This is a genomic window from Cohnella thermotolerans DSM 17683 (assembly GCF_000429825.1).
Classification (GTDB): Bacteria; Bacillota; Bacilli; order Paenibacillales; family Paenibacillaceae; genus Cohnella; species Cohnella thermotolerans.
The window spans coordinates 1-20,863 of sequence record NZ_AUCP01000006.1; the positions used below are offsets into that span (position 1 = coordinate 1).

A 20,863-nucleotide genomic window follows, 5' to 3' on the forward strand; every position below is an offset into this window, starting at 1 on the left:
AATCGAGTAGGAGGAGGCGCCTAGCCTCCGTCCTCTCACACCACCGTACATGCGGGTCCGCATACGGCGGTTCCAAAAGGGTAACAAAGCTCCATATAACGAGTAAGCAAACTTTTCAGCCCTTTCGCTTCCCAATAGGAGGTCGGGAGGGCATTGTTTGTGTTTCGAGACATTTCCCATGCTCCTCGCCTGGAATAAGCCATCACGCGGCCTGCCCATTCTGGGACCCCAAGTGCTCGGAGCTCTCGGATTCGGGTCCGTACCCGTTTCCATTGCTTCCACAGGCACATGCGCAGTCTGCGGCGAATCCACTGGTCGAATTTCTCGCAGTGACCTTTCGCCGAAGCTAGTCGGAAATAGCCGATCCAGCCGATCATGTAGCGGTTTAGTTGCATAATCCGGTTTTCCATAGACATTGATCGCGTTCGGTTCGTCAGCTCTCGTATTCTCTCCTTGAATCGCGAGATGGTTTGTGGAGCTAAACGAATCGTGGCTTTCTTGTCCCTCAGGAAACTGAATCCGAGGAACTTACGGTTCCAAGGGCGATCGACCGCGCTTTTCTCTCGATTCACTTTCAGTTTCAGCTTTCCTTCTACAAAGCGTGTTACCGAATCCATGACGCGTTCACCCGCACGTTTACTGGCAACGAAGATATTGCAGTCGTCCGCGTAGCGGACAAATCGCAACCCTCGTTCCGTTAGCTCTTTGTCCAAGTCGTCTAGCAGAATGTTCGCTAAAAGCGGGCTTAGTGGTCCGCCCTGCGGCGTACCCTCTCCCGTTCTCTCGAACACGCCATTCGCCATGACCCCTGCGTTTAGATAGGCTCGAATAAGCTTTAGGACACGCTTGTCCGTCACTTTTCGGGCTACCCTTGCCATGAGCATGTCGTGGTTCACTCGGTCAAAGAACTTCGCTAAATCCATATCTACGACCCAGCGAAAGCCTTCTTGAATGTAATGCTGTGCTTGTTTTACCGCGTCATGTGCTCGCTTCCCGGGGCGGAAGCCATAGCTATGCCTCGAGAAACCAGCATCGAAGATCGGGTTCATCACTTGCAGAAGGGCTTGTTGAAGAAAGCGGTCCATCACGGTCGGGATGCCGAGCAGCCTTACGCCGCCTCCGGGTTTGGGGATTTCCACCCGTTTGACGGGCATGGGTCTGTAGGTTCCCGCGAGAAGTTCGGTCCTCACCGTCTCCCAGTGTGTTTTCAGGTAAGCTTGTAGATTCGCTACCGTTACACTGTCCACACCGGGCGCTCCTCCGTTCTGCACCACTCGCTTGTAGGCGAGCCTAAGGTTATCTCCTTTGAGCATTCGTTCTAACAAGTCGTTATTCGCTTCGCGAGAGGAAGGGGCGACTTGTGCCGACGAAGAACTCGGCACTCCGGCATACCCTGACGGCTTCACCGCTTCTCTTTGCCGCAAGCTCCCTTGCGGGATATTCTGCTGTCTTTGCTCTTCATGCGAACGCATCGGTTTCCTCTCTCCTTTCGGTTCAGCCCTTCCGGTTTCCGGCGTCCCGTACTCCCGTACTATGGCCTCTGCTGACTCCTGTAGATTCAGCGCGGCTTCTCAGCCGCGGTTACGAAATGATTTCGCGTATTCCACAGGCCTCCCCAGATAAGAACGTCATCTTTCTGCCCGCAACCACTCCATTTACACAGATAGCCTTTGGCGACTTTGGATTTCGTCATGTCGTGGTGACTCATCCGACTATCTCTGCCTCAGATGGAGTTTGTGTCCCTTGGCTCGTGCATTTGCCTCCAGCTTCCTTCAGATTCCACCTCACGGTGGACACCCTTGCTCTTGGCTAACGGTAGGCGTTCGCCAGCCCCCGTTCGGGACTTTCACCCTAGAGATGACGCCCATGCTGGGCGTACACGCAAACAAGCACCCGGGCCTGAAGGGCTTCGGGTGCTTGCCGAGCAACATATGCAGCTAAAATTACAGTTGGCTTTGAATTTTGGATTTGAGCGCGTCCTTGCTTTGCAGACCGACCAGCTTGTCGACCGGTTGGCCGTTCTTGAACAGGATCAGCGTCGGAATGCTCATGACGCCGAATTGGGAAGCCAGTTCCGGTTCTTCGTCGACGTTCACTTTCGCGATCGTAGCTTGGCCCTTCAGTTCTTCGGCCAGCTCTTCGACGATCGGGAGCTGCATTTTGCAAGGTCCGCACCAGGGCGCCCAGAAATCGAGCAGGGATACGCCTTCGGAGACCGTTGCGTTGAAATTTTCTTTCGTTACGGCTACTGCCATGTTACTCCACTCCTTTTGGGAATATATGATTGGATATTCATGCAATTTATGATGATCGGGATTGAATGAACCCCCGTTGCATCCTCATAAACCATCCCCCCGGCTAGACGTGTTGACGCTCCTTGATTTGCGCCAGCATCGAGCCGATCGTGATCTGCGAAAAGTAGCTCTCGAGCTGCTTCTCCGCTCCGCAAAACACTGAATTCATGACGTCCTGCATGTTCGAACCGACCAGACAGTCCATCTCGGGATTGCCCGAGCACCAGCTCGGCGCGAGCGAGCCAGCGGCCATCGCTCGATAGACGTCGGCCAGCGTCACGTTGTCCGGCTCTTGCGTCAGCTTGTAGCCGCCGCCCGAGCCTTCGCGGGTCGCCACAAACCCCAATTTGCGGAGACAACCGAGCACCTTCCGAACCCTCGCCGGATGGGTACAGACATTCGCGGCGATCTCTTCGCTGGAAGCCATCCCCTCCGGTCGGTGCGCCAGGAGCACGAGACTGTGGACGGCAATTACAAATTCGCTATTCATTGCGCGTCGCCTCCCCGGTTGTTACTGTAATAATATCAATTACAGTTGAACTTGTCAAGCGATCAGAAATCGACTTGATCGGGATCCGCCCCGAACCGCCGGTCTTCGTTCAAGCCGTCGATCCGCTCCATATCCTCCCGCGTCAGACGGAAATCGAACACATTCGCATTTTCGCGGATGCGTTCGGGCCGCACCGACTTCGGAATCGTTACGACGCCGAGCTGCAGATGCCACCGAATCAAAATTTGCGCCGGCGTCTTGCCGTACTTGTCCGCAAGCTCTTGCAGCAACGACACGTCCAGCCTGCCGTTCATCAGGGGGCGCCAGCTCTCCAGCTGGATGCCCTCGCGCTTGCAAAATTCGAGCAGCGGCTTGCGCGTCAGCAGCGGATGCATCTCCACCTGGTTGACCATCGGCTTGATCCGGCAGGAGCCCATCAAGTCCTCCAGGTGATGGATGAGGAAGTTGCTGACGCCGATCGCCCGCACCTTGCCTTCCTCATAGAGCGTCTCCAGCGCGCGGTACGTCTCTTTGTACTTGCCCGGAACCGGCCAATGCACCAAATAAAGGTCGACGTAGCCGGTGCCCAGACGTTCGAGACTGCGGTGAAAAGCTTCCAGCGTGGAATCGTACCCTTGCTCGCTGTTCCACACTTTCGTCGTGATGAACACCTGTTCCCGCGGAAGGCCGGAAGCGCGCACCGCCCGTCCCACGCTTTCCTCGTTCTCGTAGAGCGAAGCCGTATCGATCGCACGATACCCGGCTTGCAGCGCCGCGGCCACCGCGTTCTCCGTTTCCTCTCCCTGCTTGGACCTCCAGACGCCCAGGCCGAGCCTCGGCATCGAGATGCCGTTCAGCAGCTCCACCGTCGAATCGACGGATAAGTTCATGATGGTTCTTCCCTTCTTCGGTTATTCGTCGTCAGCACATATTTTATCATCTGCGCCCGGGCGCTGCACATTTGTATCCCGCCAACCGGTCTGTCATACTAGGGGGGACTACTCCCGACGAGGTGAAAACGATGCATATCCGCCTTTATTCCGATATGGTCTGTCCTTGGTGCCGCATCGGCAAGAAGAACTTATCCGACGCCATCCGCGAATGGGAAGACCGTACCGCCGAGGATATCACGGTCAGTTACCACGCTTTCCTGTTGGACCCGTCCCTGCCTCCGGAAGGCCTTCCTTTTAAACAAGCGATGTCTGCCAAAATGGGCGGAGAAAGCCGCCTCGCTTCCGCGCTCGAAAGGGTGCGGGAAGCCGGAGCGAACGTCGGCGTCACGTTCCGGTGGGACCGGGTAACGCGCATGCCGAACACGGTGCTCGCCCATCGGATTACCGCGCTGCTCCCCGAGGATCGCCGCGAGGAGTGGGTGGACGCCGTCATGACGGCGCATTTCGAATACGGGCGCGATATCGCCAAGCAGGATGTGCTGCTGGAGCTGGCGAACGACCTTGGGCACGACCCGAATGGATTGGCCGACCGGCTTGCCGCCGGCGAAGGAGAAGCCGAAGTGCAAGCGGATCTGCAGCGAGCGCAAAGGATGGGCATTAGCGGCGTGCCGTTCTTCGTCATCGATGACAAATTCGGATTGTCCGGCGCCTATCCGGCCGCCGAATTCGTTCGCGCGTTCGAGAAAATTGCCGAGCAAGCTAAAGCTTCGGAAGAGGCGCAATAAGCCGGAACAGCCGTCATGCCGTGCAATTGGGCCGGGCGGGCGATCTCTTCCGTGTACGATCGCCCCCCTCATCCCGAGCGGACACAGTCGAAATGGCCGCGATTTTCATCCCTGAGGCTCAACAAGGTGCTTTTGGGGCCTTGTTCGCTCGCTCCCTCCAGCCCAGACGCCCAACAAGGCGCTTTTCCGGCCTTGTTTACCCGCTCCTTCGGTCCCAGGCGCCCAACAAGGTGCATTTCGGGCCTTATTCATCAGCTCCCTCGGCCCCTGACGCTCAACAAGGTGCTTTTGGGGCCTTGTTCACCCGCTACCTCCGCCCCAGGCGCCCAACAAGGTGGTTTTTTGACCTTGTTGCTCGAGAGCGGCTGCGAGGTGAAAAAAAAGCCCGACCGTCGCGGCTCCCGGAGGGACGCGAAACGGACAGGCGTTTGAGACGTTCGCGGCGTTTGCGACGTTTGCGGAAATTGCGGTGTTTCCAACCCTTCCGAATCCTCCTGCGGCACTTGCTCAACTTGCGGCACTCCCTGCACTTGCAGCCCTGCACTTACGGCACTTACGGCACTTCCTGCGCTTCCACGCTTCCGAGACTCGCCGCATTTTGGGCGCTTGCCTTTGTTGCATTCGCTAACGAGCGTATCACCCACCCGGCAAACTCCGCCATCCCGCTCAGAACAGCGGGAAATGGCACGCGGCTTGCCGGCCCGGCGCCGCCTCCACTAAGGCCGGCTCCTCGACGCGGCACCTCTCTTTCGCGAACGGACAACGCGGGTGGAAGCGGCAGCCGGAAGGCGGATTCGCCGGCGAAGGCACTTCGCCCTGCAGAATGATCCGCTCCCGCTTACCCCGCAGCCGCGGCTGCGGAATGGCCGAGAGCAGCACCGCCGTGTACGGGTGCAGCGGCTTCGCGAACAGCTCGTCCGTACTCGCGACCTCCACTATTTTCCCCAGGTACATGACGCCGACCCGATTCGAAATATGCCGCACGACGTTGAGGCCGTGAGCAATGAACAAGTATGTAAGCCCCAGCTCCTGTTGGAGCTTCATCAACAGGTTCAGCACCTGCGACTGCACCGACACGTCGAGCGCCGACACCGCTTCGTCGGCGACGATGAATTTCGGCTCGAGCGCGATCGCGCGGGCGATGCCGATCCGCTGCCGCTGGCCGCCGGAGAACTCGTGCGGGTAGCGGTTGCGGCGGGTCGCGTCGAGCCCGACCAGCTCCATCAGCTGCACGACGCGGTCGTCGATCTCGGACGCGGACATTTTCCGATGCAAGCGCAGCGGCTCTCCGATCAGATCCTTCACAAGGAACCGGGGATTGAGCGAGCCCATCGGATCCTGGAAAATAATTTGCATCTCTTCGCGCAAGCCGCGCAGCTCCCCGGAGCCCAGCCGCTGAATGTCGCGGCCTTCGAACCGCACTTCCCCGTCCGTCGCCCGCTTCAGGTTCAGCATGACGCGGCCGAGCGTCGATTTGCCGCAGCCGGATTCGCCGACAAGGCCGAACGTCTCGCCCGGCCGAACGCCGAAGGATACATCATCGACAGCCTTCACATTGCCGACGACGCGGCTGAACAGCCCACGCTTGATCGGAAAATATTTTTTCAAATGACGGGCTTCGATCAAATACGGCTCGCTCATGACGTCTTCACCTCCGGTCCGCTCTCCAACCAGCACGCCGATCGATGGCCGTCCGGCGTCGGCAGCAGCGGCGGCTCCTCCCGGAAGCACCGCTCCTTCGCGTGCGGGCATCGCGGATTGAACCGGCACCCGGCCGGCAAGTCGCCGATGCCCGGAATGCCGCCGCGAATTGTGTAAAGCGTCGTGCCGCGTTCTCCCGTCAGCCCCGGAATGGACTGAAGCAGCCCGAGCGTATATGGGTGGCGCGGCCGCTCGAAAATTTCCTCCGCGGTCCCTTCCTCCACGATCGCGCCCGCGTACATGACGGCGATCCGGTCCGCCATCTCGGCGGCTACGCCCATATCGTGCGTAATGAGCAAGATGGACGTCTTCAGTTCACGCTTCAGCTTCTGCAGCAGCTCCAGGATTTGCGCCTGAACGGTGACGTCCAGCGCCGTCGTAGGCTCGTCTGCGATAATGAGCTCCGGGTCGCACGCCAGCGCCATGGCGATGACGACGCGCTGGCACATGCCGCCGGACAATTCGTGCGGATACTGCCCCGCGCGCACTTCCGGATCGGGAATGCCGACCAGCCGCAGCATGTCGACAGCTTTGTTCCAGGCTTCTCTAGCATTCATTTGCTTGTGGATACGGAGGGTCTCCGCGATCTGGTCCCCGACCGTAAATACCGGGTTCAGCGCGGACATCGGGTCCTGGAACACCATCGAGATCCGGTTGCCGCGAATCCGCATCATCTCGTCCTGCGGCTTGTTCGTCAACTCGTCGCCGTGGAATTTGATCTCCCCTTCGGCGATCACGCCGCCGGCGTAGTCGATCAGCCGCATTACGGCGAGCGAGGTGACGCTCTTGCCGCTGCCGGATTCGCCCACGACGCAGAGTGTCTGTCCCTTCTCGAGCGAGAGCGACACGCGGTCCGCCGCTTTGACGAAGCCCTTGTCCGTCAAGAAGCCGACCGTCAAGTCTTTGATTTCAAGAAGCTTTGGCGCCATCGGTCGAACCTCCTTCCGGTCAGAAGCGTCTTCTTCCTCGGGTCCATCGCGTCGCGGATGCCGTCGCCGATGAAGTTGACGGCCAGCACGACGATCAGGATGCACAAGCCCGGGTACACCGCCTGCATCGGATCGATGAGCATGTAAGCCTGCGCGTTGGACAGCATCAATCCCCAACTGGTTTGCGGCATCTGGATGCCGAGTCCCAGATAGGACAAGCCGGATTCGCTCAGAATCGCGTTGCCGACCATCAGCGTCGCGTTGACAATGATCGGAGCGGACGCGTTGCGCAGCAGATGGCGGAAGATGATGCCCCAGTCGGACACGCCGATCGCCCGGGCCGCTTCGACGTATTGCATCTCCCGAAGCTGCAGGAACGTGCCGCGCACGAGACGGGCGACGCTCATCCAGCCGGTCAGAGACAGAATCAGAATCATATAGGAAAATTTAGAGCCGAAAATGGCCAGTACCAGAATGTTCAGGAACAGCAGCGGGATGGAGTTCATGACGTCGACGAGACGCATGAAGAACGAGTCGATCCAGCCGCCGAAATAGCCGGAGATCGCGCCGATGAGCGTGCCGATGGCGACAGCGGCAACCGCGACGCTGAAGCCGACCAGCAGCGAAATCCGGCTGCTGTAGAGCAGCCGCGAGAATATATCGCGTCCCAGATCGTCCGTTCCGAGCAGATGGTTGCCGGAGCCGGCGGGCAAATTCGGGAACATCATATCGATCTTGGCGGGATCGTAGGGCGCGATCAAGGGCGTAAACAGAGCGACAAGAATGAAGAAGCCGAGCACAATGAGGCCGGTGACGGCTAAGCGGTTGCGCTTGAACTTCTTCCAGCCCGTTCGCCAAGCGCCCGGAGCGCGGGTGACGACATTCGCGCGATCGCCGCGAGAAGGTGCGGTCGAGACGGTCGGACTCATGCGGCTGCTCCCCCTCTCCTCGACAGCTTGACGCGGGGGTCGACGATCGCGTACATGATGTCGGCGACGAAATTGCCGACAATGACGAAGACGGCCGTTATAAGCGCGATCGCCATCAGCACGGAATATTCGCGGGCGACGGCCATTTGCACGAACAGCCGGCCCATGCCCGGCCAGTTGAAGACGCTCTCCGTGAGCGCCGCTCCGGATACGAGAATCGGCAGATCGAGCCCGATCACCGTGATGATCGGAATAAGCGCGTTGCGCAGCGCGTGCCGGAACACGACGCGGCGTTCCTTAAGCCCCTTCGCCCGGGCCGTGCGGATATAGTCCTGGTCGAGCACCTCCAGCATGCTCGCCCGCGCGTATTTCATGTAACCCGCCAGGAAGCCGAGCGACAGAACGGTCACCGGCAGCACCAGATGGTAGATCAAATTGCCGATGTCGCCTTTCTTGCCGATCGTGTACATGTCCGACAGCGGAAGCCAATCCAGCTTCAGCGCGAAAATCTCCTGCAAAATAATGCCGAACCAGAACGTCGGCATCGCGAAGCCGATGTAGGAGAGGAAAGAGGCGGTATGGTCGGACAGCCCGTACTCGGCGGTGCTGTTGTAAATCCCCCACGGAATGGCGATGACGAGGGAGAGCAGCCAGGCCGCGCCCATCAGCACCATCGTATTTTTGACGGTCGGCCAAATAATCTCGCCGACCGGGATATTGTTCTTGAACGTATACCCCAAATCGCCGCGCAGCAAATCGCCGACCCAACTCAAGTACTGCAACGGAAGCGGCCGGTCGAGCCCCATATTATGCGCCTGGATTTTGGCCACTTCCGGCGACAGGCCCGGAGACAGGAAAATCTGCCTGGGACCTCCCGGCGCGGCATGAATGAGCATAAACGTAAATAGCGAGATGAGCACGAGCACAAGGACGGACTGCAGGGTGCGGCGGATCAAATACTCGGTCATCGAAATCCCCCTAATCGTGTTAAGAGAGGGGGAGGATCCGCAGAACCCCCCCCTCTCCCCCCGTGTGCGTTACGCCTATGTTGTAAGGTCTTCTATTTGACCCACCAGTTGATGATATGGTAGAAATATCCGTACGCTATCGTGGGTTCCGGTTTGTCATCCTCCGCGTATTGCACCTTGGTGCTGACCGCTTCCGGCAAGCCGTATTGGTACAGGAAGACGTACGGTAGGTCGGTCGAGATTTCCTTGCCGACCTCCTTGTAGATAGCTGCGCGCTCGCTCTGGTCGACGGTGGAGTAGCCCTTCACCCACAAGTCGTCGAGCTTCTCGTTCTTGTACCAGCCCTGGTTCTGCCCGGCCGGGGGGAAGTACTTGGACGAGAAGATGCTCTCGGCGTCCGGATCCGGAGTGCTCAGCGACCAACCCATCAGAATCGCCGGGTATTTGCCCGGCGTCAGGTTCTGCTCGACCCAAGCGGAGAAATCGATCGCTTTGGGCGTCACTTCGATGCCGACGTCCTTCAGGTTCTGCTGAATGACGGCCGCAACTTGCTCGCGGCGGCTGTTGCCCGCATTGTATTGCAGCTCGAAGGAGAATTTATGTCCGTCCTTCTCGAGAATGCCGTCCTTCCCTGCTTTCCAGCCGTCTTCGGCGAGCAGCGCCTTCGCCTTCTCGGGGTCGTAGCTGTAGTTGACGGCCTCGTCGCCCGGATCGGCCCAGGAGCCCGGCAGGAACGGCGCGTTCATGAGGGCGCCGGTGCCTTTGAGGATGTTGTCGACCATGCCTTGGCGGTTCAGCGCGTAAGCGATCGCTTGCCGCGTCTTCTGGCCCTTGAACGGCGACCATTTGTCCGGGAAGTTGTCGTCCTTGAAGTTGAAGCCGAGGTATTCGTATTGCGGACCCGGCGCCAGAATGACGTTCAGGTTTTTGTTCGCCTTGACCGTATCCAGCAGCGGGAGCGGCACGGCGGAAGTGAGGTCCGCTTCGCCCTTCAGGATGGCCTGAATCTCCGTATTCTGGTCGGCGTAGATCTTGTAGGTCAGCTTCTGAATGTGCGGCTTGACGGAGCCCCAATAGTTCGGATCGGCTTCGAAGGTCAAATATTGGCCCTTCTGCCATTCCGTCCATTTCCACGGGCCGTTGGTGACCGTCTTGGCGATGTCGGCGCCGTAAGGATTCTTCACCAGATCTTTGACCGGAACGTCCTTCAACACGTGGGAAGGAGCGAGTTGGAGATGAAGCGAATATAAGAACGGCGCGTAGACGGATTTCAGCTTGATGTCGACCGTGTGATCGTCTACTTTGGTCATCTTCTCGATCTTGTCGAGCGTGCTGATTAACGGGGAGCCCGCATCCTTGTTAATCGCGGTTTGGATCGTAAAAATCAAGTCGTCGGCCGTTACGGGCTGGCCGTCGCTCCACTTGGCTTCCGGCCTCAGCTTGACCGTATAAGTCAAGCCGTCGGAACTGATCGTGGGCAGTTCGGCCGCAAGCGACCAGGGATCGGCGACGACGCTGCCGTGGCGGTCGAGGTCGTACAAGTAAGAAAGGATAAAGTTGGCCGTCTCTTGAGAGGCGGTGTCTTGAATATAAATCGGGTTCAGGTTGACAACGTCCGAGAAGGAGCTGATGACCAGATTGCCGCCGTCGACCGGTTGATTGGCGTCGGCGGAAGGGCTGGCGGACGGAGAAGCGGAGGCGCTGGACGAAGCTTCGGATGCCGGGGCGCTGGGCGAAGCGGAAGAACTGGAATTGGCCTTGTTGTTGCTGTTGCAGCCGGTCAGCAAGGCTCCCGCCAAAGCAAATACCGATAATAGCACGGTGAACTTGTTCGGGCTTTTCATAAGACGGATCACTCCTTTATTCGCATGGCTTCTTGCCGTACTCTGCGGTTCATCTTCACCGCAAAAATTCCCTTCGACATTTTCCGACTTTTCCGAATATTTCTGCCCCAAAAGAACCGGTATGTAGATAAATATTGCTTAAATGGACAAGTTCACCTCCGATGGGACCTGCATCCTATATCAGTTCTTCAGAAATTATATATTTTTATCCCAGAATTTACAATTGAAATCTCCTGTTTTTACAATCTTTTTTCATATTTATATGTATCTCTGGAATAAAAATACTTCATCGGAGAGAAGCTTTAAAGTGCCGTCAGGAAAAAGTTTTAAAAGGAAAAACGAACCTAAAGGCATGAACCGGTCCGAAAAATGAGAAAGCGGAACTCCGTCCGGATGTTCCGCCTTGGTGTGCGCCTTCATGATCTCCTTACGACAACGCCGGGGCCGCTTCCTTCGCGCCGACGCGCTCCGCGATGGCGCGGGCGATCCAGACGCCCGCCGCCCCGGCTTGCGCCAGGCCGCGCGTGACGCCGGCGCCGTCCCCGCCGCAATAGAGCCCTTCGATCTCCGACTCCAATCGATCGGTCAACAGCGGCCGCGCCGAATAAAATTTCGCCTCCACGCCGTAGAACAACGTATGCTCCGAGGCAATGCCCGGCGTCACCTTCTCCAGCGCTTCGACCATCTCGACGAGACTGCGCATCGTATTGTAGGGCAGCACGAGGCCGAGATCGCCCGGCACCGCTTCCTTGAGCGTCGGTTCCAGGAAGCCTTCCTTGATCCGCGATGCGGTCGAGCGCCGGCCGCGCAGAATGTCCCCATACTTCTGCACGATCACGCCCCCGTTCGACAGATCGTTCGCCCGCTTGCAAATTTCCCGCGCGTATTCGTTCGGCTTGTCGAACGGCTCCGTGAACTTGTGCGATACGAGGAGCGCGAAGTTCGTGTTCTGCGAGCCGAGCGCCGGGTCCTTGAACGCATGGCCGTTCGCCGCCATAACGCCGCTATGGTTTTCCACGACGACGTGCCCGGACGGATTGCTGCAGAACGTTCGCACCCGCGTGCCGACCGACGTGTTGAAAATAAATTTCCCCTCGTACAAGTGCTCGTTGATCTCGCGCATGACGATGTCCGACGTCTCCACGCGCACCCCGACGTCGACTTGATTGTTGTACATCTTGAGGCGGCGCTTCTTCAGCACGTCCGTCAGCCAGGCGGAGCCGTCCCGCCCCGGCGCGACGACCACGGTGTCGGCTTCGATCTCCTCCCCGTTCTTGAGCAGGATGCCGCGCACCCGGTGCTTGCCTTCCCTTTTCTCCGTCAGCAGGTCTTCGACTTCCGTCTTGAACCGCATATCGACGCGCGATTCCAAGTAATCGGCGATCGACTTCATAATCTCCAGGTTCTGCTCCGTGCCCAGATGGCGCACCTGCGCCCGCAGCAGCTTCAAGCCCGCGGCGTACGCGCGCTGTTCGATCTGCCGGACGACGTCGGTCGTCGGGTCGGTGATCGTCTCGGTCGCCCCGTGCTCCAGGTTGACCTGATCGACGTAGCGGATGAGCGACAGCACTTGCGACGACGGCAAATAATCGGTGAGCCAGCCCCCGAACTCCGTCGTGATGTTGAATTTCCCGTCGCTGTAGGCGCCCGCGCCTCCGAAGCCCGCGGTAATGGAGCAGGCCGGCAGGCATCCGGCGAACTCCTTCTTGCCGGCGGCCGGGGGGCAGAGCTTGATTTTCTCCTCGAGGATGGGACAGCTGCGGCGGCGGATCTCGTGCCCTTTGTCCACCAGCAGCACCTTCAGGCCCGGGGCCTTCCGCGTCAATTCGTAACAGGCAAAAATACCGGCCGGGCCGGCGCCGACAACGACGACATCATACCGATTCAATGAAGTCATCCTCCTGTAGTTAGGCTTCGTTCTGGCGTCCGCGGCCGGCTCTATGCAAAAAAATTCCCGACTGCGGACAGGTAGCGGATACAAGGATTCCACTTCCGTCGTAGTCAGGAATTTGCGGTTCCCGGTAGAGACTCCCGGCCCGTATTGCCGGGGATATACGATGGAAAGAAAAAACGTCTATGGCTTAGTTACGCAACCCAAATGCTACTCCGTTTATCCGCACATGTCAAGCGATAACCGCCAAAATTATTCGCCATTTCAAAATTAAATCGGAGCTATTGTCGAATTTTCGCCTAAAAAATCCTTTAAACCCGAACATTCCACCTGCCTAAAGCGATCTATTCTCCGGATTCCTTCGATTTCCCTTTGCCGGCTCTTATTCCCCCGCCGCCAGCCGAACGTCCACCTTCACCTCGAGCGTCTGCTCCGGGGTGCCGCGGTACACCCCCCTGACCGGCACGATGTCCAAATAGTCGCGGCCGTGGGCTAGCTTGACGTAACGCCAATCGACGAGGCTGTTGTTCGTCGGATCGAAGCCCTGCCAGCCGACGCCTCCAGCAGGAAGCCGAACACGCCTTCCTCCTCGCCTCCGATGCCCTTCGCATAGGCGGCGACGTCCGGATGGAAAGAAGCGTACACGGTCGGAAGCAGGTATTCCGCGTTGTCGTTCACGAACGCCTCGCTTCGGACTTTCGCAGCGCGATCGACACCGCCGTTCCTTGAAACGCCTCGAGCCCCTGTCAATATTTATTACGCAAAAGTCACAAATTCAACCCGTACAATTACGTGGACATTTCCTTTTGCGTTAGTTTTGAGTAATATTTCAACAAAAAAAGAAGCGATTTGCCTCTCCCGGGCATCTCGCTTCCGAACGTTCGGATTTGGCTCGTTCGATGCATCCTTCTTCAGGCCTGCGGCTCGGCGTCCAGCTTGCGCTTCAGCGCGATGAAGCCTCTGGCCATGGCGATCCGCCAGGGCAGAAGCATGCCGAACGCGAGCAGGAAGAACAGCGCCCCCGTCTGCGGAATCGTCACATGCCGCTCGACGACGTCGTGAAGCAGAATCCGCACCACAAGCAGAACGACGATAATGACGACGAACATTTTCGAGCGTTTGAGATAAATCTCGCCGTTCACAACCTCGAAGCGGGACGTCAGAATGAGCGGATAGGAGAAAAAGACCGCACCGACGGCGAATGCGGCGAGGCCCCACAACCATGGCACCCGCATCGCCGGAACGACGAACATGAGGAAGCCCGTGGCCATTCCGAACGGAGGCGCGACGATTTTGCGCAAAGCGGTGGGCTTGCTCGTCCCCCGAAGCCGGACAGCGATCACTAGCGCCCCTGCCAGGAGAGAGACGACGAGCGATAATATTTGCGGATGCGAAGTAGGCATGCGGTTTCGAACTCCTTTCGGACGGGAACATGCACCCTTCCTCTATTGTAATAGGCGCAACCGGCCGTAGCAAACCCCTGTCGAATTCGGAGATTAGAATTTGGCTCCCGTCTGTGTTAAACTAGAAAGAAGTGTGCAAGATAAGAAAGACGGAGAGGGTGATCGTCACCCATGAGACGGCGCAACGACAATCCGAACGGACGCGAACAGGCCTTCAACCGACCGGTTGAAGGCCTTCTTTCTTTTTTGCGCTCGGCAAACACTTTTTGAAGGAGTCATCATCCATGCCCCCAGCTCGTTCCAAACGTTTATTCGCCATTTGGATCAGCCTTGTCAGCAACGTCGTGCTGACCGTCATGAAAATCGTCGTGGGCCTGCTCGCAGGCAGCGCCGTCCTCGTGGCGGACGGCGTGCACAACGCGGGCGACATTCTCGCCACGGTGGCGGCCCTCAGTTCTTCGATGGTGTCGAAGAAGCCGGCGGACGAAGACCATCCGTACGGCCACGGCAAAGCCGAGGTCATCGCTTCCGCCATGGTGGCCATCATTCTCGTCGTCGCCGCTGTGTGGATCGGCTACCATTCCATCCTCTCGCTGTTCGAGCCGCCCAACGCCGAGAGCTGGCTGCCGTTCGTCGCGGCTTGCATCTCGCTCGTCTGGAAGCAAGCTCTGTACCTGTACACGATCCGGATCGGACGCGCGGAGAAGAGCAAGAGCGTGCTCGCCACCGCCTACGACCATCTGGCCGACGTCTACGCCTCTCTCGCTGCGGTCGTCGGCATCGGACTGGCCCTCATCGGCGGCAGGCTCGGCTGGGACTGGACGGCCTACGGCGACCCGGTCGCGGGCATCATCGTCTCCCTGCTCGTGCTGAAGCTCGGCATCGAGATCGGCAAAGATTCGGTCGACATTCTGATGGAACGAACAGTTCCCGCAGAGCAGCTCGCTCATTACGAGTCGCTGATCTCGGGTCTGGACGAGATCAAGCGCATCGACCGCGTGCGGGCGCGGGAACACGGCCACTATATTATCGTCGATGTGCGCGTGGGCGTTCCGAGCCATTATACGATCCAGCAGGGGCACGACATCAGCCGCCAGATCAAAAGCTGCATTATGGACAACGATCCCGAAGTGGTCGAGGTGATGGTGCACTTGAATCCGTGGAACGAAGGGGAGGACACGATCGTCTAGAACGCGCAAAGGACGCAAAGGGCTGCCCCCAGCGCGTGCCAAAAAGGCGCCGCCCCCGAGCCCGTCGTTGACGGGCCGCGAGGCGGCGCCTTTTTTTCGCCGCGTCAGGCGACGGCGTTGTAGGTCATAATCCAAATCGAGCCGATGACGATCGTCAGCACGATCACGAGGCCGAGAATGAGCGCCATCAGGTTCCAGCGCGGCTTCTTCTCTTCCCGCAAATGCATGAAGAAGAACAGCTGCACGACGAACTGCAGAACGGCCGTGACGAGCAGCACGACGCGAGCCGCCGTACCCTCCACGATGTCGTTCAGCACGGCGACCAGCGGAATGATGGTCAGCACGAGCGACAGAACGAAACCGATGACGTAAGACTTCAGCGAGCCGTGCGATTCGTGGGAATCGCCGTGCGCATCGTGCGAATGGCCGGTTGGATGCTGCGCCATCTTACATCACCCCCATCATGTAGACGATCGTGAAGACGAAGATCCACACGACGTCGAGAAAGTGCCAGTACAAGCTGATGACGTTCACTTTCCGCTTCGTTACGGAAGTGATGCCGCGCTTGCCGAGCTGGATCATCAGCGCGACCATCCAGCAGAGACCGACGGAGACGTGAAGTCCGTGCGTTCCGACCAGCGTGAAGAAGCCGGACAGGAAGGCGCTCGTCGAAATTTTCGCCCCTTCGTCCACCATCTTGATGAACTCGGACACTTCGAGTCCGATAAAGGAGGCGCCCAGGATGGCCGTTACGATCAGCCAGCCGATCAAGCCTTTGCGGCTGCCGCGGTTCATGCACAGAACCGCGAGGCCGCTGGTGAAGCTAGACGTGAGCAAGATGAACGTCTCGGCGATGACGCCCGGCATCTCGAACAGCTCGGATGCCGTCGGTCCTCCCGCGGTATTGTTATGAAGAACGATATAGGTTGCGAACAACGTTCCGAACAAAATACAGTCGGTGATGAGGAACAACCAGAACCCCATCTGCCGCAAGGCTTCCAGGTCGTGATGACCTCCATGCCCGTGATCGTGGCCATGCGCTCCTGCGACCGCATGGTTTCCTTGATTCGCCATCAGACTCCCCTCCTTGCAGCAGCTTCGGTGCGTTCGATCTCATCCACCGGAATGTAATAGTCGGTATCGTAATTGAACGAGTGCGCCAGCATGCAGGCTGCAACCCCGATCAGGCCCGGAATGGCCATCCACATCCAGTCGAAGACGAAGCCGAAGCCGGCGATGAACCAGAATGTCGCCTTGATGAACGGCATGCCGGAGTTCTTCGGCATATGGATCGGCTCCAGCGCAGGCTTCGGCCGCGGCGCGCCGCCGCTCGCCAGACGCTGCTTCTCTTCCCACCAGTCGTCGACTTCGCGGACTTGAGGATCGGTCGCGAAGTTGTACATCGGGGCCGGAGACGGAATCGACCATTCGAGCGTTCTGCCGTCCCACGGGTCGCCCGTCGTATCCTTCTCCATGAACTTGATGCTGTGCAGGATTTGCCACACTTGGAACAGGAAGCCCGCCCCCATCAGGAAGGCGCCGATCGTCGACACGAGGTTCAGGCCGAACCAGCCGGTGTCCCAGCCGTACGTGCTGTAGCGGCGCGTCATGCCCATCAGGCCGAGTACGTACTGCGGCATGAAGCAGACATAGAAGCCGATGTTCCAGAGCCAGAACGCCCATTTGCCGAGCTTCTCGTTCAGGCTGAAGCCGAACATTTTCGGCCACCAGTAGTACAGGCCGGCGAAGTAGCCGAAGGCGACGCCGCCGATCAGCACCTGGTGGAAGTGCGCGATCAGGAAGTAGCTGTTATGGAACTGGAAGTCCGCAGGCGCCACGGAGAGCAGCACCCCGGTCATACCGCCGACGACGAAGCACGGAATGAATCCCATCGTCCACAGCATCGGCGTTTTGAACGATATTTTGCCCTTGTACATCGTCAGAATCCAGTTGAACACCTTGACGCCGGTCGGAATCGCGATAATCATCGTCGAGATGGCGAAGAACGCGTTGACGTTGGCGCCGGAGCCCATCGTGAAGAAGTGGTGGGCCCAGGTGAAGAACGAGACGACGCTGATGCTCATGAGCGCGAACACCATCGAGGTATAGCCGAACAGCTTCTTCTTCGAGAAGGTGGCCACGACCTCGGAGAAAATCCCGAAGGCCGGCAAGATGACGATGTAAACCTCGGGGTGACCCCACATCCAGATGAGGTTGATGTACATCATCGGGTTGCCGCCGCCGTCGAGCGTGAAGAAGTGGGCGCCGAGGAAGCGGTCGATGAAGAGCAGCGCCAGCGTAACGGTCAGAATCGGGAACGCCAGAATGATCGTCAGGCTGCTCGCGAGCACCGACCATGTAAACATCGGCATCTTCATCAGCGTCATGCCGGGCGCGCGCATCTTCAGAATCGTGACGATAAAGTTGATCCCCGTCATCAAGCTCCCGATCCCGGAGATCTGAATGCCCCAGATATAGAAGTCCTGTCCGACGCCCGGACTGAACATCTTCTCCGTCAGCGGGGGATACGCCAGCCAGCCGCCGTTCGGCGAACCGCCGATGACGAACGACAGGTTGAACAGCATCGCGCCCATGAAGAAGAGCCAGAAGCTAAGCGAGTTCAGAACCGGGAACGCGACGTCGCGCGCGCCGATCTGCAGCGGAACCGCAATGTTAAACAAGCCGAACATGAGCGGCATCGCCATGAACAAAATCATGATGACGCCGTGCGTTGTGAAAATCTCGTTGTAGTGCTCCGGCTTCAGGAAGTCCATATTCGGCATGATGAGCTGCGTCCGCATGAGCAGCGCGTCCACGCCGCCGCGGAACAGCATCAGCAGCGCCGCCAGAATGTACATAATGCCGATCTTCTTATGGTCGACGGTCGTCAGCCATTCGCGCCAGAGCCAGCCCCACTTCTTAAAGTAGGTCAACACCGCGACGATGGCGACCGTCACAAGGACGATCGCCACGTCCGCGCCGTAAATCAGCGGGTCCCCGGTCACGAAGAAATCGGACGCGAAATCTTTAATCTTGTCCATTATGGGACACCCTCCTTCTCCTATTCATGATGATGCTCGTGCTCTTCCGTCGCGGCCGTCTGGCTCGCGGAAGACGCAGTCGCGCCCTCCGCCCCCATGTCCATGCCCTCGTGGTTCATGCCTTCGTGGCCGGAATCGTTCGCTTCGCCGGCCGACGACGAGGAGCCGTGATGGTGTCCGGAGCCGGTGCCCGCGCTGTACTTGGTGACGATCCTGTCGAACAATCCGTCCGGGAACGAAGAGTAGGTCACCTTCGTATCGATCACGCTTTGTTCGGCCAATTCGTCGTAACCTTGCTGCGACAGACTCGGCGACGACTTCTTGACGTCCGCGACCCACTGGTCGAATTCTTCCTGCGACGAAGCCTTCGCAATGAAGCCCATCTTGCCGAAGTGCTCGCCGGTGAAGTTCGCGCCCTTGCCCGGGTATTCCCCTTCTTCGTCGGCGATCAAATTGAGCTCCATGGCCATGCCGGACATCGTATAGATCTGTCCGCCGAGCTGCGGAATCCAGAACGAATTCATCGGCGAGTCGGCCGTCAGCTTGAATTCGACGGGCACGCCTTTCGGGAATTGAACGAAGTTGACCGTCGCGATTCCCTGCTCGGGGTAGAGGAACAACCATTTCCAATCAAGCGAGACGACTTCGATCGTGATCGGCTTCTCTTCGGAAGCGAGAGCCTTCGAAGGCTCCAGCTTGTGGGTGAACTGCACCGTAATGATCGCCAGAATCAAAATAATGACGATCGGAACGCCCCACATGACCGCCTCGATCTTGCCGCTGTGAGACCAGTTCGGTTTATAGGCCGCATCGCCTTGCTTCCGGTTGCTGCGGTACTTCCAGGCAATCCAGAAAGTCATGACCAGCACCGGCACCAAAATGATGACGCAAAGAATCGATGAAATAATAATCAAATCCAGCTGCTGGCGGGCAATGGTTCCCTTCGGATCGAGAACGCCCATGTTAACGCCGCATCCCGACAGAAGGAAGGCGATCGCTGCCAGCGGAAGCATGGCGGCGAGGCGACGATACCATCCCTTCATCTTCATTCAATCTCATCTCCTACTGCCTGTCGGCAACGTCATTGCGCGGCGGAACACACCCTTACCCGCGCTGCTGAACATAAGATATCAGAAAGTCCGGCAACATACCGCACAGTTAACAAAGGCGTCAATGAACGTTTGATAATTTGCAATAATTTGTTCACCGTTTCGACTTATGTGCAAACAAGCCCAATAAAAAAAGAAAGCCCGTGCGGAGAATACTCTCTGCACAGGCAATCTTTGCAGTTTGAGGGAGATGGTGCTTCCCGATGATTAGGTTCCTTCTTCGGCCGACTCCGGCACGTTCTCGCTGTTCTTCTGCATGAGAGGGGCGATCATGCCGAACATCAAAATTTGAACGCCGCCGACCAAGAAGCCGATGCCGATCATCAGCCCGAGATTCCGGTCGTTGAATTCGCGCATGTTCCAAACACAGCAGACGATCCCGCACAAGATGACGATCGCCGATATCCATTTAAGAGCTCTGAACATATCGAATCGCTTCATGTTCAATGCACTCCTTCCGTGAAAGCGCTATATGTGAACATTATATCACGGATTTGTGGCAAAATCATGTCTTTTGTTAAAAATAGTTGGATATCTATTCCTATTATGTGTCGAAGTCATGGCAAGGCACTCCCCGGCAGCATCCCCCTGATCGCGCCGCTTCATTCACGATGACGTTGCGAAAAGGCTAATCCCCAGGCGTCAGGACGACCCGCGAACATCGGTCATTAGATCCGTTCCATTGTTCTCCACAACCTCGACTCGGGTCGAGGGCGAAACTAAACCCCCGGCCGTTCGGATCCCGCCGCGGATGCCTTACAATTAAAGTCAGCAAAAAGAGCGGCGTCCCCATCCGGAGACAACCGGGAGAGGCCCGGATCGAACAAGGAGATTAACATGAATAAAAACGAATTTCTAGCAGCGCTCTACTATTACTTGGCCGAGATGCCCGAGCCGGAGCGAAGCAAACTGATGTGGGATTACGAAGCCTACTTCGCCTATAACCTGCAGAACGGCAAGTCTGAGGAAGAGATCGTCCGTGGGCTGGGGGACCCGGCGCGTCTGGCCGCGGAGGCACTTCGGGCAAGGCGCTTGCCGCCCCCGCCCCCTCAGCCGCAGGAGCGGCCGCAACGAATAGACGTCGCCAGGACGGTCGGCGTAACGCTGGTGCTCGTCTTGCTGAACTTGTTCCTGCTGCCGGTCGGCGTCTCGCTGTGGTCGGCGTTGCTGGCGTTCGGCGCCGGAACGCTTGCCGCCATCCTGGCCCCGTTGACGGTGGCGGCCGACTGGGCGTTTAACGGGGAATTTTCCCCCGCGACGCTGTTCGCCAGCATTGCGGCGACAGGAGCCGGCATTCTGATGGCGATCGTATTCGTCCAACTGGCCAAAGTCGGGCTGCGGGCGTCGGCCGCCTACGGACGCTGGACGCTGCGAACCTGGAGAGGAAGGAATTAAA

19 protein-coding genes, 2 pseudogenes and 1 riboswitch are annotated in these 20,863 nt (G+C 58.3%); of the genes and pseudogenes, 3 read left to right on the forward strand and 18 right to left on the reverse strand.

Annotation, left to right across the window (positions count from 1 at the left end; genetic code table 11):
* Nucleotides 1-35 precede the first annotated feature (35 nt).
* From ltrA to G485_RS0102890, 4 genes and pseudogenes are all read right to left on the reverse strand, one after another.
* A complete protein-coding gene (gene ltrA, locus G485_RS0102875) occupies nt 36-1,472 on the reverse strand; it encodes a group II intron reverse transcriptase/maturase (RefSeq protein WP_027091291.1) in 1,437 nt (478 codons plus the stop codon).
* Between the two features lie 471 nt (nt 1,473-1,943).
* Nucleotides 1,944-2,303, reverse strand: a pseudogene (gene trxA / locus G485_RS0102880) (thioredoxin); the annotation flags it as partial.
* A gap of 55 nt (nt 2,304-2,358) precedes the next feature.
* On the reverse strand, nt 2,359-2,784 hold the full coding sequence (locus G485_RS0102885; protein ID WP_027091293.1) for an RrF2 family transcriptional regulator: 426 nt from the start codon (nt 2,782-2,784) through the stop codon (nt 2,359-2,361).
* Between the two features lie 62 nt (nt 2,785-2,846).
* Nucleotides 2,847-3,674 carry an aldo/keto reductase gene (locus tag G485_RS0102890; RefSeq protein WP_027091294.1) on the reverse strand — a complete coding sequence of 276 codons (828 nt, stop codon included), beginning with the start codon at nt 3,672-3,674 and terminating at the stop codon, nt 2,847-2,849.
* A gap of 131 nt (nt 3,675-3,805) precedes the next feature.
* Here G485_RS0102890 and G485_RS0102895 point away from each other — a divergent pair, with 131 nt between their 5' ends.
* Nucleotides 3,806-4,462 (forward strand): DsbA family oxidoreductase, encoded by a 657-nt coding sequence (locus tag G485_RS0102895; protein WP_027091295.1) that lies wholly within the window; start codon nt 3,806-3,808, stop codon nt 4,460-4,462.
* 666 nt (nt 4,463-5,128) lie between these two features.
* Here G485_RS0102895 and G485_RS0102900 read toward each other — a convergent pair.
* From G485_RS0102900 to G485_RS24880, 9 genes and pseudogenes are all read right to left on the reverse strand, one after another.
* The gene (locus G485_RS0102900; protein WP_027091296.1) at nt 5,129-6,103 is read right to left on the reverse strand and encodes an ABC transporter ATP-binding protein; all 975 of its coding nucleotides are present in this window, start codon (nt 6,101-6,103) and stop codon (nt 5,129-5,131) included.
* Nucleotides 6,100-7,092 carry an ABC transporter ATP-binding protein gene (locus tag G485_RS0102905; protein ID WP_027091297.1) on the reverse strand — a complete coding sequence of 331 codons (993 nt, stop codon included), beginning with the start codon at nt 7,090-7,092 and terminating at the stop codon, nt 6,100-6,102. The genes G485_RS0102900 and G485_RS0102905 overlap by 4 nt, the downstream gene beginning before the upstream one ends.
* Complete coding sequence (locus G485_RS0102910) at nt 7,059-8,021, reverse strand: ABC transporter permease (protein ID WP_027091298.1); 963 nt, start codon at nt 8,019-8,021, stop codon at nt 7,059-7,061. The genes G485_RS0102905 and G485_RS0102910 overlap by 34 nt, the downstream gene beginning before the upstream one ends.
* Complete coding sequence (locus G485_RS0102915; protein WP_027091299.1) at nt 8,018-8,989, reverse strand: ABC transporter permease; 972 nt, start codon at nt 8,987-8,989, stop codon at nt 8,018-8,020. The genes G485_RS0102910 and G485_RS0102915 overlap by 4 nt, the downstream gene beginning before the upstream one ends.
* Nucleotides 8,990-9,081: 92 nt before the next feature.
* Nucleotides 9,082-10,833: an ABC transporter substrate-binding protein gene (locus G485_RS0102920; protein ID WP_027091300.1), complete on the reverse strand. Its 1,752-nt coding sequence runs from the start codon at nt 10,831-10,833 to the stop codon at nt 9,082-9,084.
* A gap of 427 nt (nt 10,834-11,260) precedes the next feature.
* A complete protein-coding gene (locus G485_RS0102930) occupies nt 11,261-12,730 on the reverse strand; it encodes an NAD(P)/FAD-dependent oxidoreductase (protein ID WP_156922077.1) in 1,470 nt (489 codons plus the stop codon).
* 81 nt (nt 12,731-12,811) lie between these two features.
* A riboswitch (purine riboswitch) is annotated at nt 12,812-12,911 on the reverse strand.
* A gap of 195 nt (nt 12,912-13,106) precedes the next feature.
* Nucleotides 13,107-13,283, reverse strand: a pseudogene (locus G485_RS28730) (transglutaminase family protein); the annotation flags it as partial.
* Complete coding sequence (locus tag G485_RS0102935; RefSeq protein ID WP_027091302.1) at nt 13,217-13,402, reverse strand: hypothetical protein; 186 nt, start codon at nt 13,400-13,402, stop codon at nt 13,217-13,219. The gene G485_RS0102935 and the pseudogene G485_RS28730, both read right to left, overlap by 67 nt.
* Nucleotides 13,403-13,635: 233 nt before the next feature.
* Nucleotides 13,636-14,127, reverse strand: coding sequence for a CcdC family protein (locus G485_RS24880; protein WP_035154537.1), 492 nt, complete (start codon nt 14,125-14,127; stop codon nt 13,636-13,638).
* Nucleotides 14,128-14,411: 284 nt separating this feature from the next.
* Between G485_RS24880 and G485_RS0102945 the strand changes: the two genes are divergently transcribed.
* Complete coding sequence (locus G485_RS0102945) at nt 14,412-15,317, forward strand: cation diffusion facilitator family transporter (protein WP_027091303.1); 906 nt, start codon at nt 14,412-14,414, stop codon at nt 15,315-15,317.
* Between the two features lie 104 nt (nt 15,318-15,421).
* On the opposite strand, the gene cyoD is transcribed toward G485_RS0102945, so the two are convergent.
* From cyoD to G485_RS24890, 5 genes are all read right to left on the reverse strand, one after another.
* Nucleotides 15,422-15,763 carry a cytochrome o ubiquinol oxidase subunit IV gene (gene cyoD / locus G485_RS0102950; RefSeq protein WP_027091304.1) on the reverse strand — a complete coding sequence of 114 codons (342 nt, stop codon included), beginning with the start codon at nt 15,761-15,763 and terminating at the stop codon, nt 15,422-15,424.
* Nucleotide 15,764: 1 nt separating this feature from the next.
* Complete coding sequence (cyoC, locus tag G485_RS0102955) at nt 15,765-16,391, reverse strand: cytochrome o ubiquinol oxidase subunit III (RefSeq protein WP_027091305.1); 627 nt, start codon at nt 16,389-16,391, stop codon at nt 15,765-15,767.
* Entirely contained in the window at nt 16,391-18,358 is a 1,968-nt protein-coding gene (locus G485_RS0102960) for a cbb3-type cytochrome c oxidase subunit I (RefSeq protein ID WP_420805716.1), read from the reverse strand. Before G485_RS0102960 ends, cyoC begins: the two co-directional genes overlap by 1 nt.
* Nucleotides 18,359-18,378: 20 nt before the next feature.
* On the reverse strand, nt 18,379-19,407 hold the full coding sequence (gene cyoA, locus G485_RS24885; protein WP_084423084.1) for a ubiquinol oxidase subunit II: 1,029 nt from the start codon (nt 19,405-19,407) through the stop codon (nt 18,379-18,381).
* A 267-nt stretch (nt 19,408-19,674) separates the two neighbouring features.
* Nucleotides 19,675-19,908 (reverse strand): hypothetical protein, encoded by a 234-nt coding sequence (locus G485_RS24890; RefSeq protein ID WP_051317977.1) that lies wholly within the window; start codon nt 19,906-19,908, stop codon nt 19,675-19,677.
* Nucleotides 19,909-20,304: 396 nt separating this feature from the next.
* On the opposite strand from G485_RS24890, the gene G485_RS0102975 reads away from it, so the two are divergent.
* A complete protein-coding gene (locus G485_RS0102975) occupies nt 20,305-20,862 on the forward strand; it encodes an HAAS signaling domain-containing protein (RefSeq protein WP_027091307.1) in 558 nt (185 codons plus the stop codon).
* Nucleotide 20,863 lies beyond the last annotated feature (1 nt).

What these genes read in the sequence shown, in the direction of transcription:
- ltrA (WP_027091291.1), bottom strand. Translation starts at nt 1,472, where the DNA reads ATGCGTTCGCATGAAGAGCAAAGACAGCAGAATATCCCGCAAGGGAGC.
- G485_RS0102885 (WP_027091293.1), bottom strand. Translation starts at nt 2,784, where the DNA reads ATGAATAGCGAATTTGTAATTGCCGTCCACAGTCTCGTGCTCCTGGCG.
- G485_RS0102890 (WP_027091294.1), bottom strand. Translation starts at nt 3,674, where the DNA reads ATGAACTTATCCGTCGATTCGACGGTGGAGCTGCTGAACGGCATCTCG.
- G485_RS0102895 (WP_027091295.1), top strand. Translation starts at nt 3,806, where the DNA reads ATGCATATCCGCCTTTATTCCGATATGGTCTGTCCTTGGTGCCGCATC.
- G485_RS0102900 (WP_027091296.1), bottom strand. Translation starts at nt 6,103, where the DNA reads ATGAGCGAGCCGTATTTGATCGAAGCCCGTCATTTGAAAAAATATTTT.
- G485_RS0102905 (WP_027091297.1), bottom strand. Translation starts at nt 7,092, where the DNA reads ATGGCGCCAAAGCTTCTTGAAATCAAAGACTTGACGGTCGGCTTCTTG.
- G485_RS0102910 (WP_027091298.1), bottom strand. Translation starts at nt 8,021, where the DNA reads ATGAGTCCGACCGTCTCGACCGCACCTTCTCGCGGCGATCGCGCGAAT.
- G485_RS0102915 (WP_027091299.1), bottom strand. Translation starts at nt 8,989, where the DNA reads ATGACCGAGTATTTGATCCGCCGCACCCTGCAGTCCGTCCTTGTGCTC.
- G485_RS0102920 (WP_027091300.1), bottom strand. Translation starts at nt 10,833, where the DNA reads ATGAAAAGCCCGAACAAGTTCACCGTGCTATTATCGGTATTTGCTTTG.
- G485_RS0102930 (WP_156922077.1), bottom strand. Translation starts at nt 12,730, where the DNA reads ATGACTTCATTGAATCGGTATGATGTCGTCGTTGTCGGCGCCGGCCCG.
- G485_RS24880 (WP_035154537.1), bottom strand. Translation starts at nt 14,127, where the DNA reads ATGCCTACTTCGCATCCGCAAATATTATCGCTCGTCGTCTCTCTCCTG.
- G485_RS0102945 (WP_027091303.1), top strand. Translation starts at nt 14,412, where the DNA reads ATGCCCCCAGCTCGTTCCAAACGTTTATTCGCCATTTGGATCAGCCTT.
- cyoD (WP_027091304.1), bottom strand. Translation starts at nt 15,763, where the DNA reads ATGGCGCAGCATCCAACCGGCCATTCGCACGATGCGCACGGCGATTCC.
- cyoC (WP_027091305.1), bottom strand. Translation starts at nt 16,391, where the DNA reads ATGGCGAATCAAGGAAACCATGCGGTCGCAGGAGCGCATGGCCACGAT.
- G485_RS0102960 (WP_420805716.1), bottom strand. Translation starts at nt 18,358, where the DNA reads ATGGACAAGATTAAAGATTTCGCGTCCGATTTCTTCGTGACCGGGGAC.
- cyoA (WP_084423084.1), bottom strand. Translation starts at nt 19,407, where the DNA reads ATGAAGATGAAGGGATGGTATCGTCGCCTCGCCGCCATGCTTCCGCTG.
- G485_RS24890 (WP_051317977.1), bottom strand. Translation starts at nt 19,908, where the DNA reads ATGAAGCGATTCGATATGTTCAGAGCTCTTAAATGGATATCGGCGATC.
- G485_RS0102975 (WP_027091307.1), top strand. Translation starts at nt 20,305, where the DNA reads ATGAATAAAAACGAATTTCTAGCAGCGCTCTACTATTACTTGGCCGAG.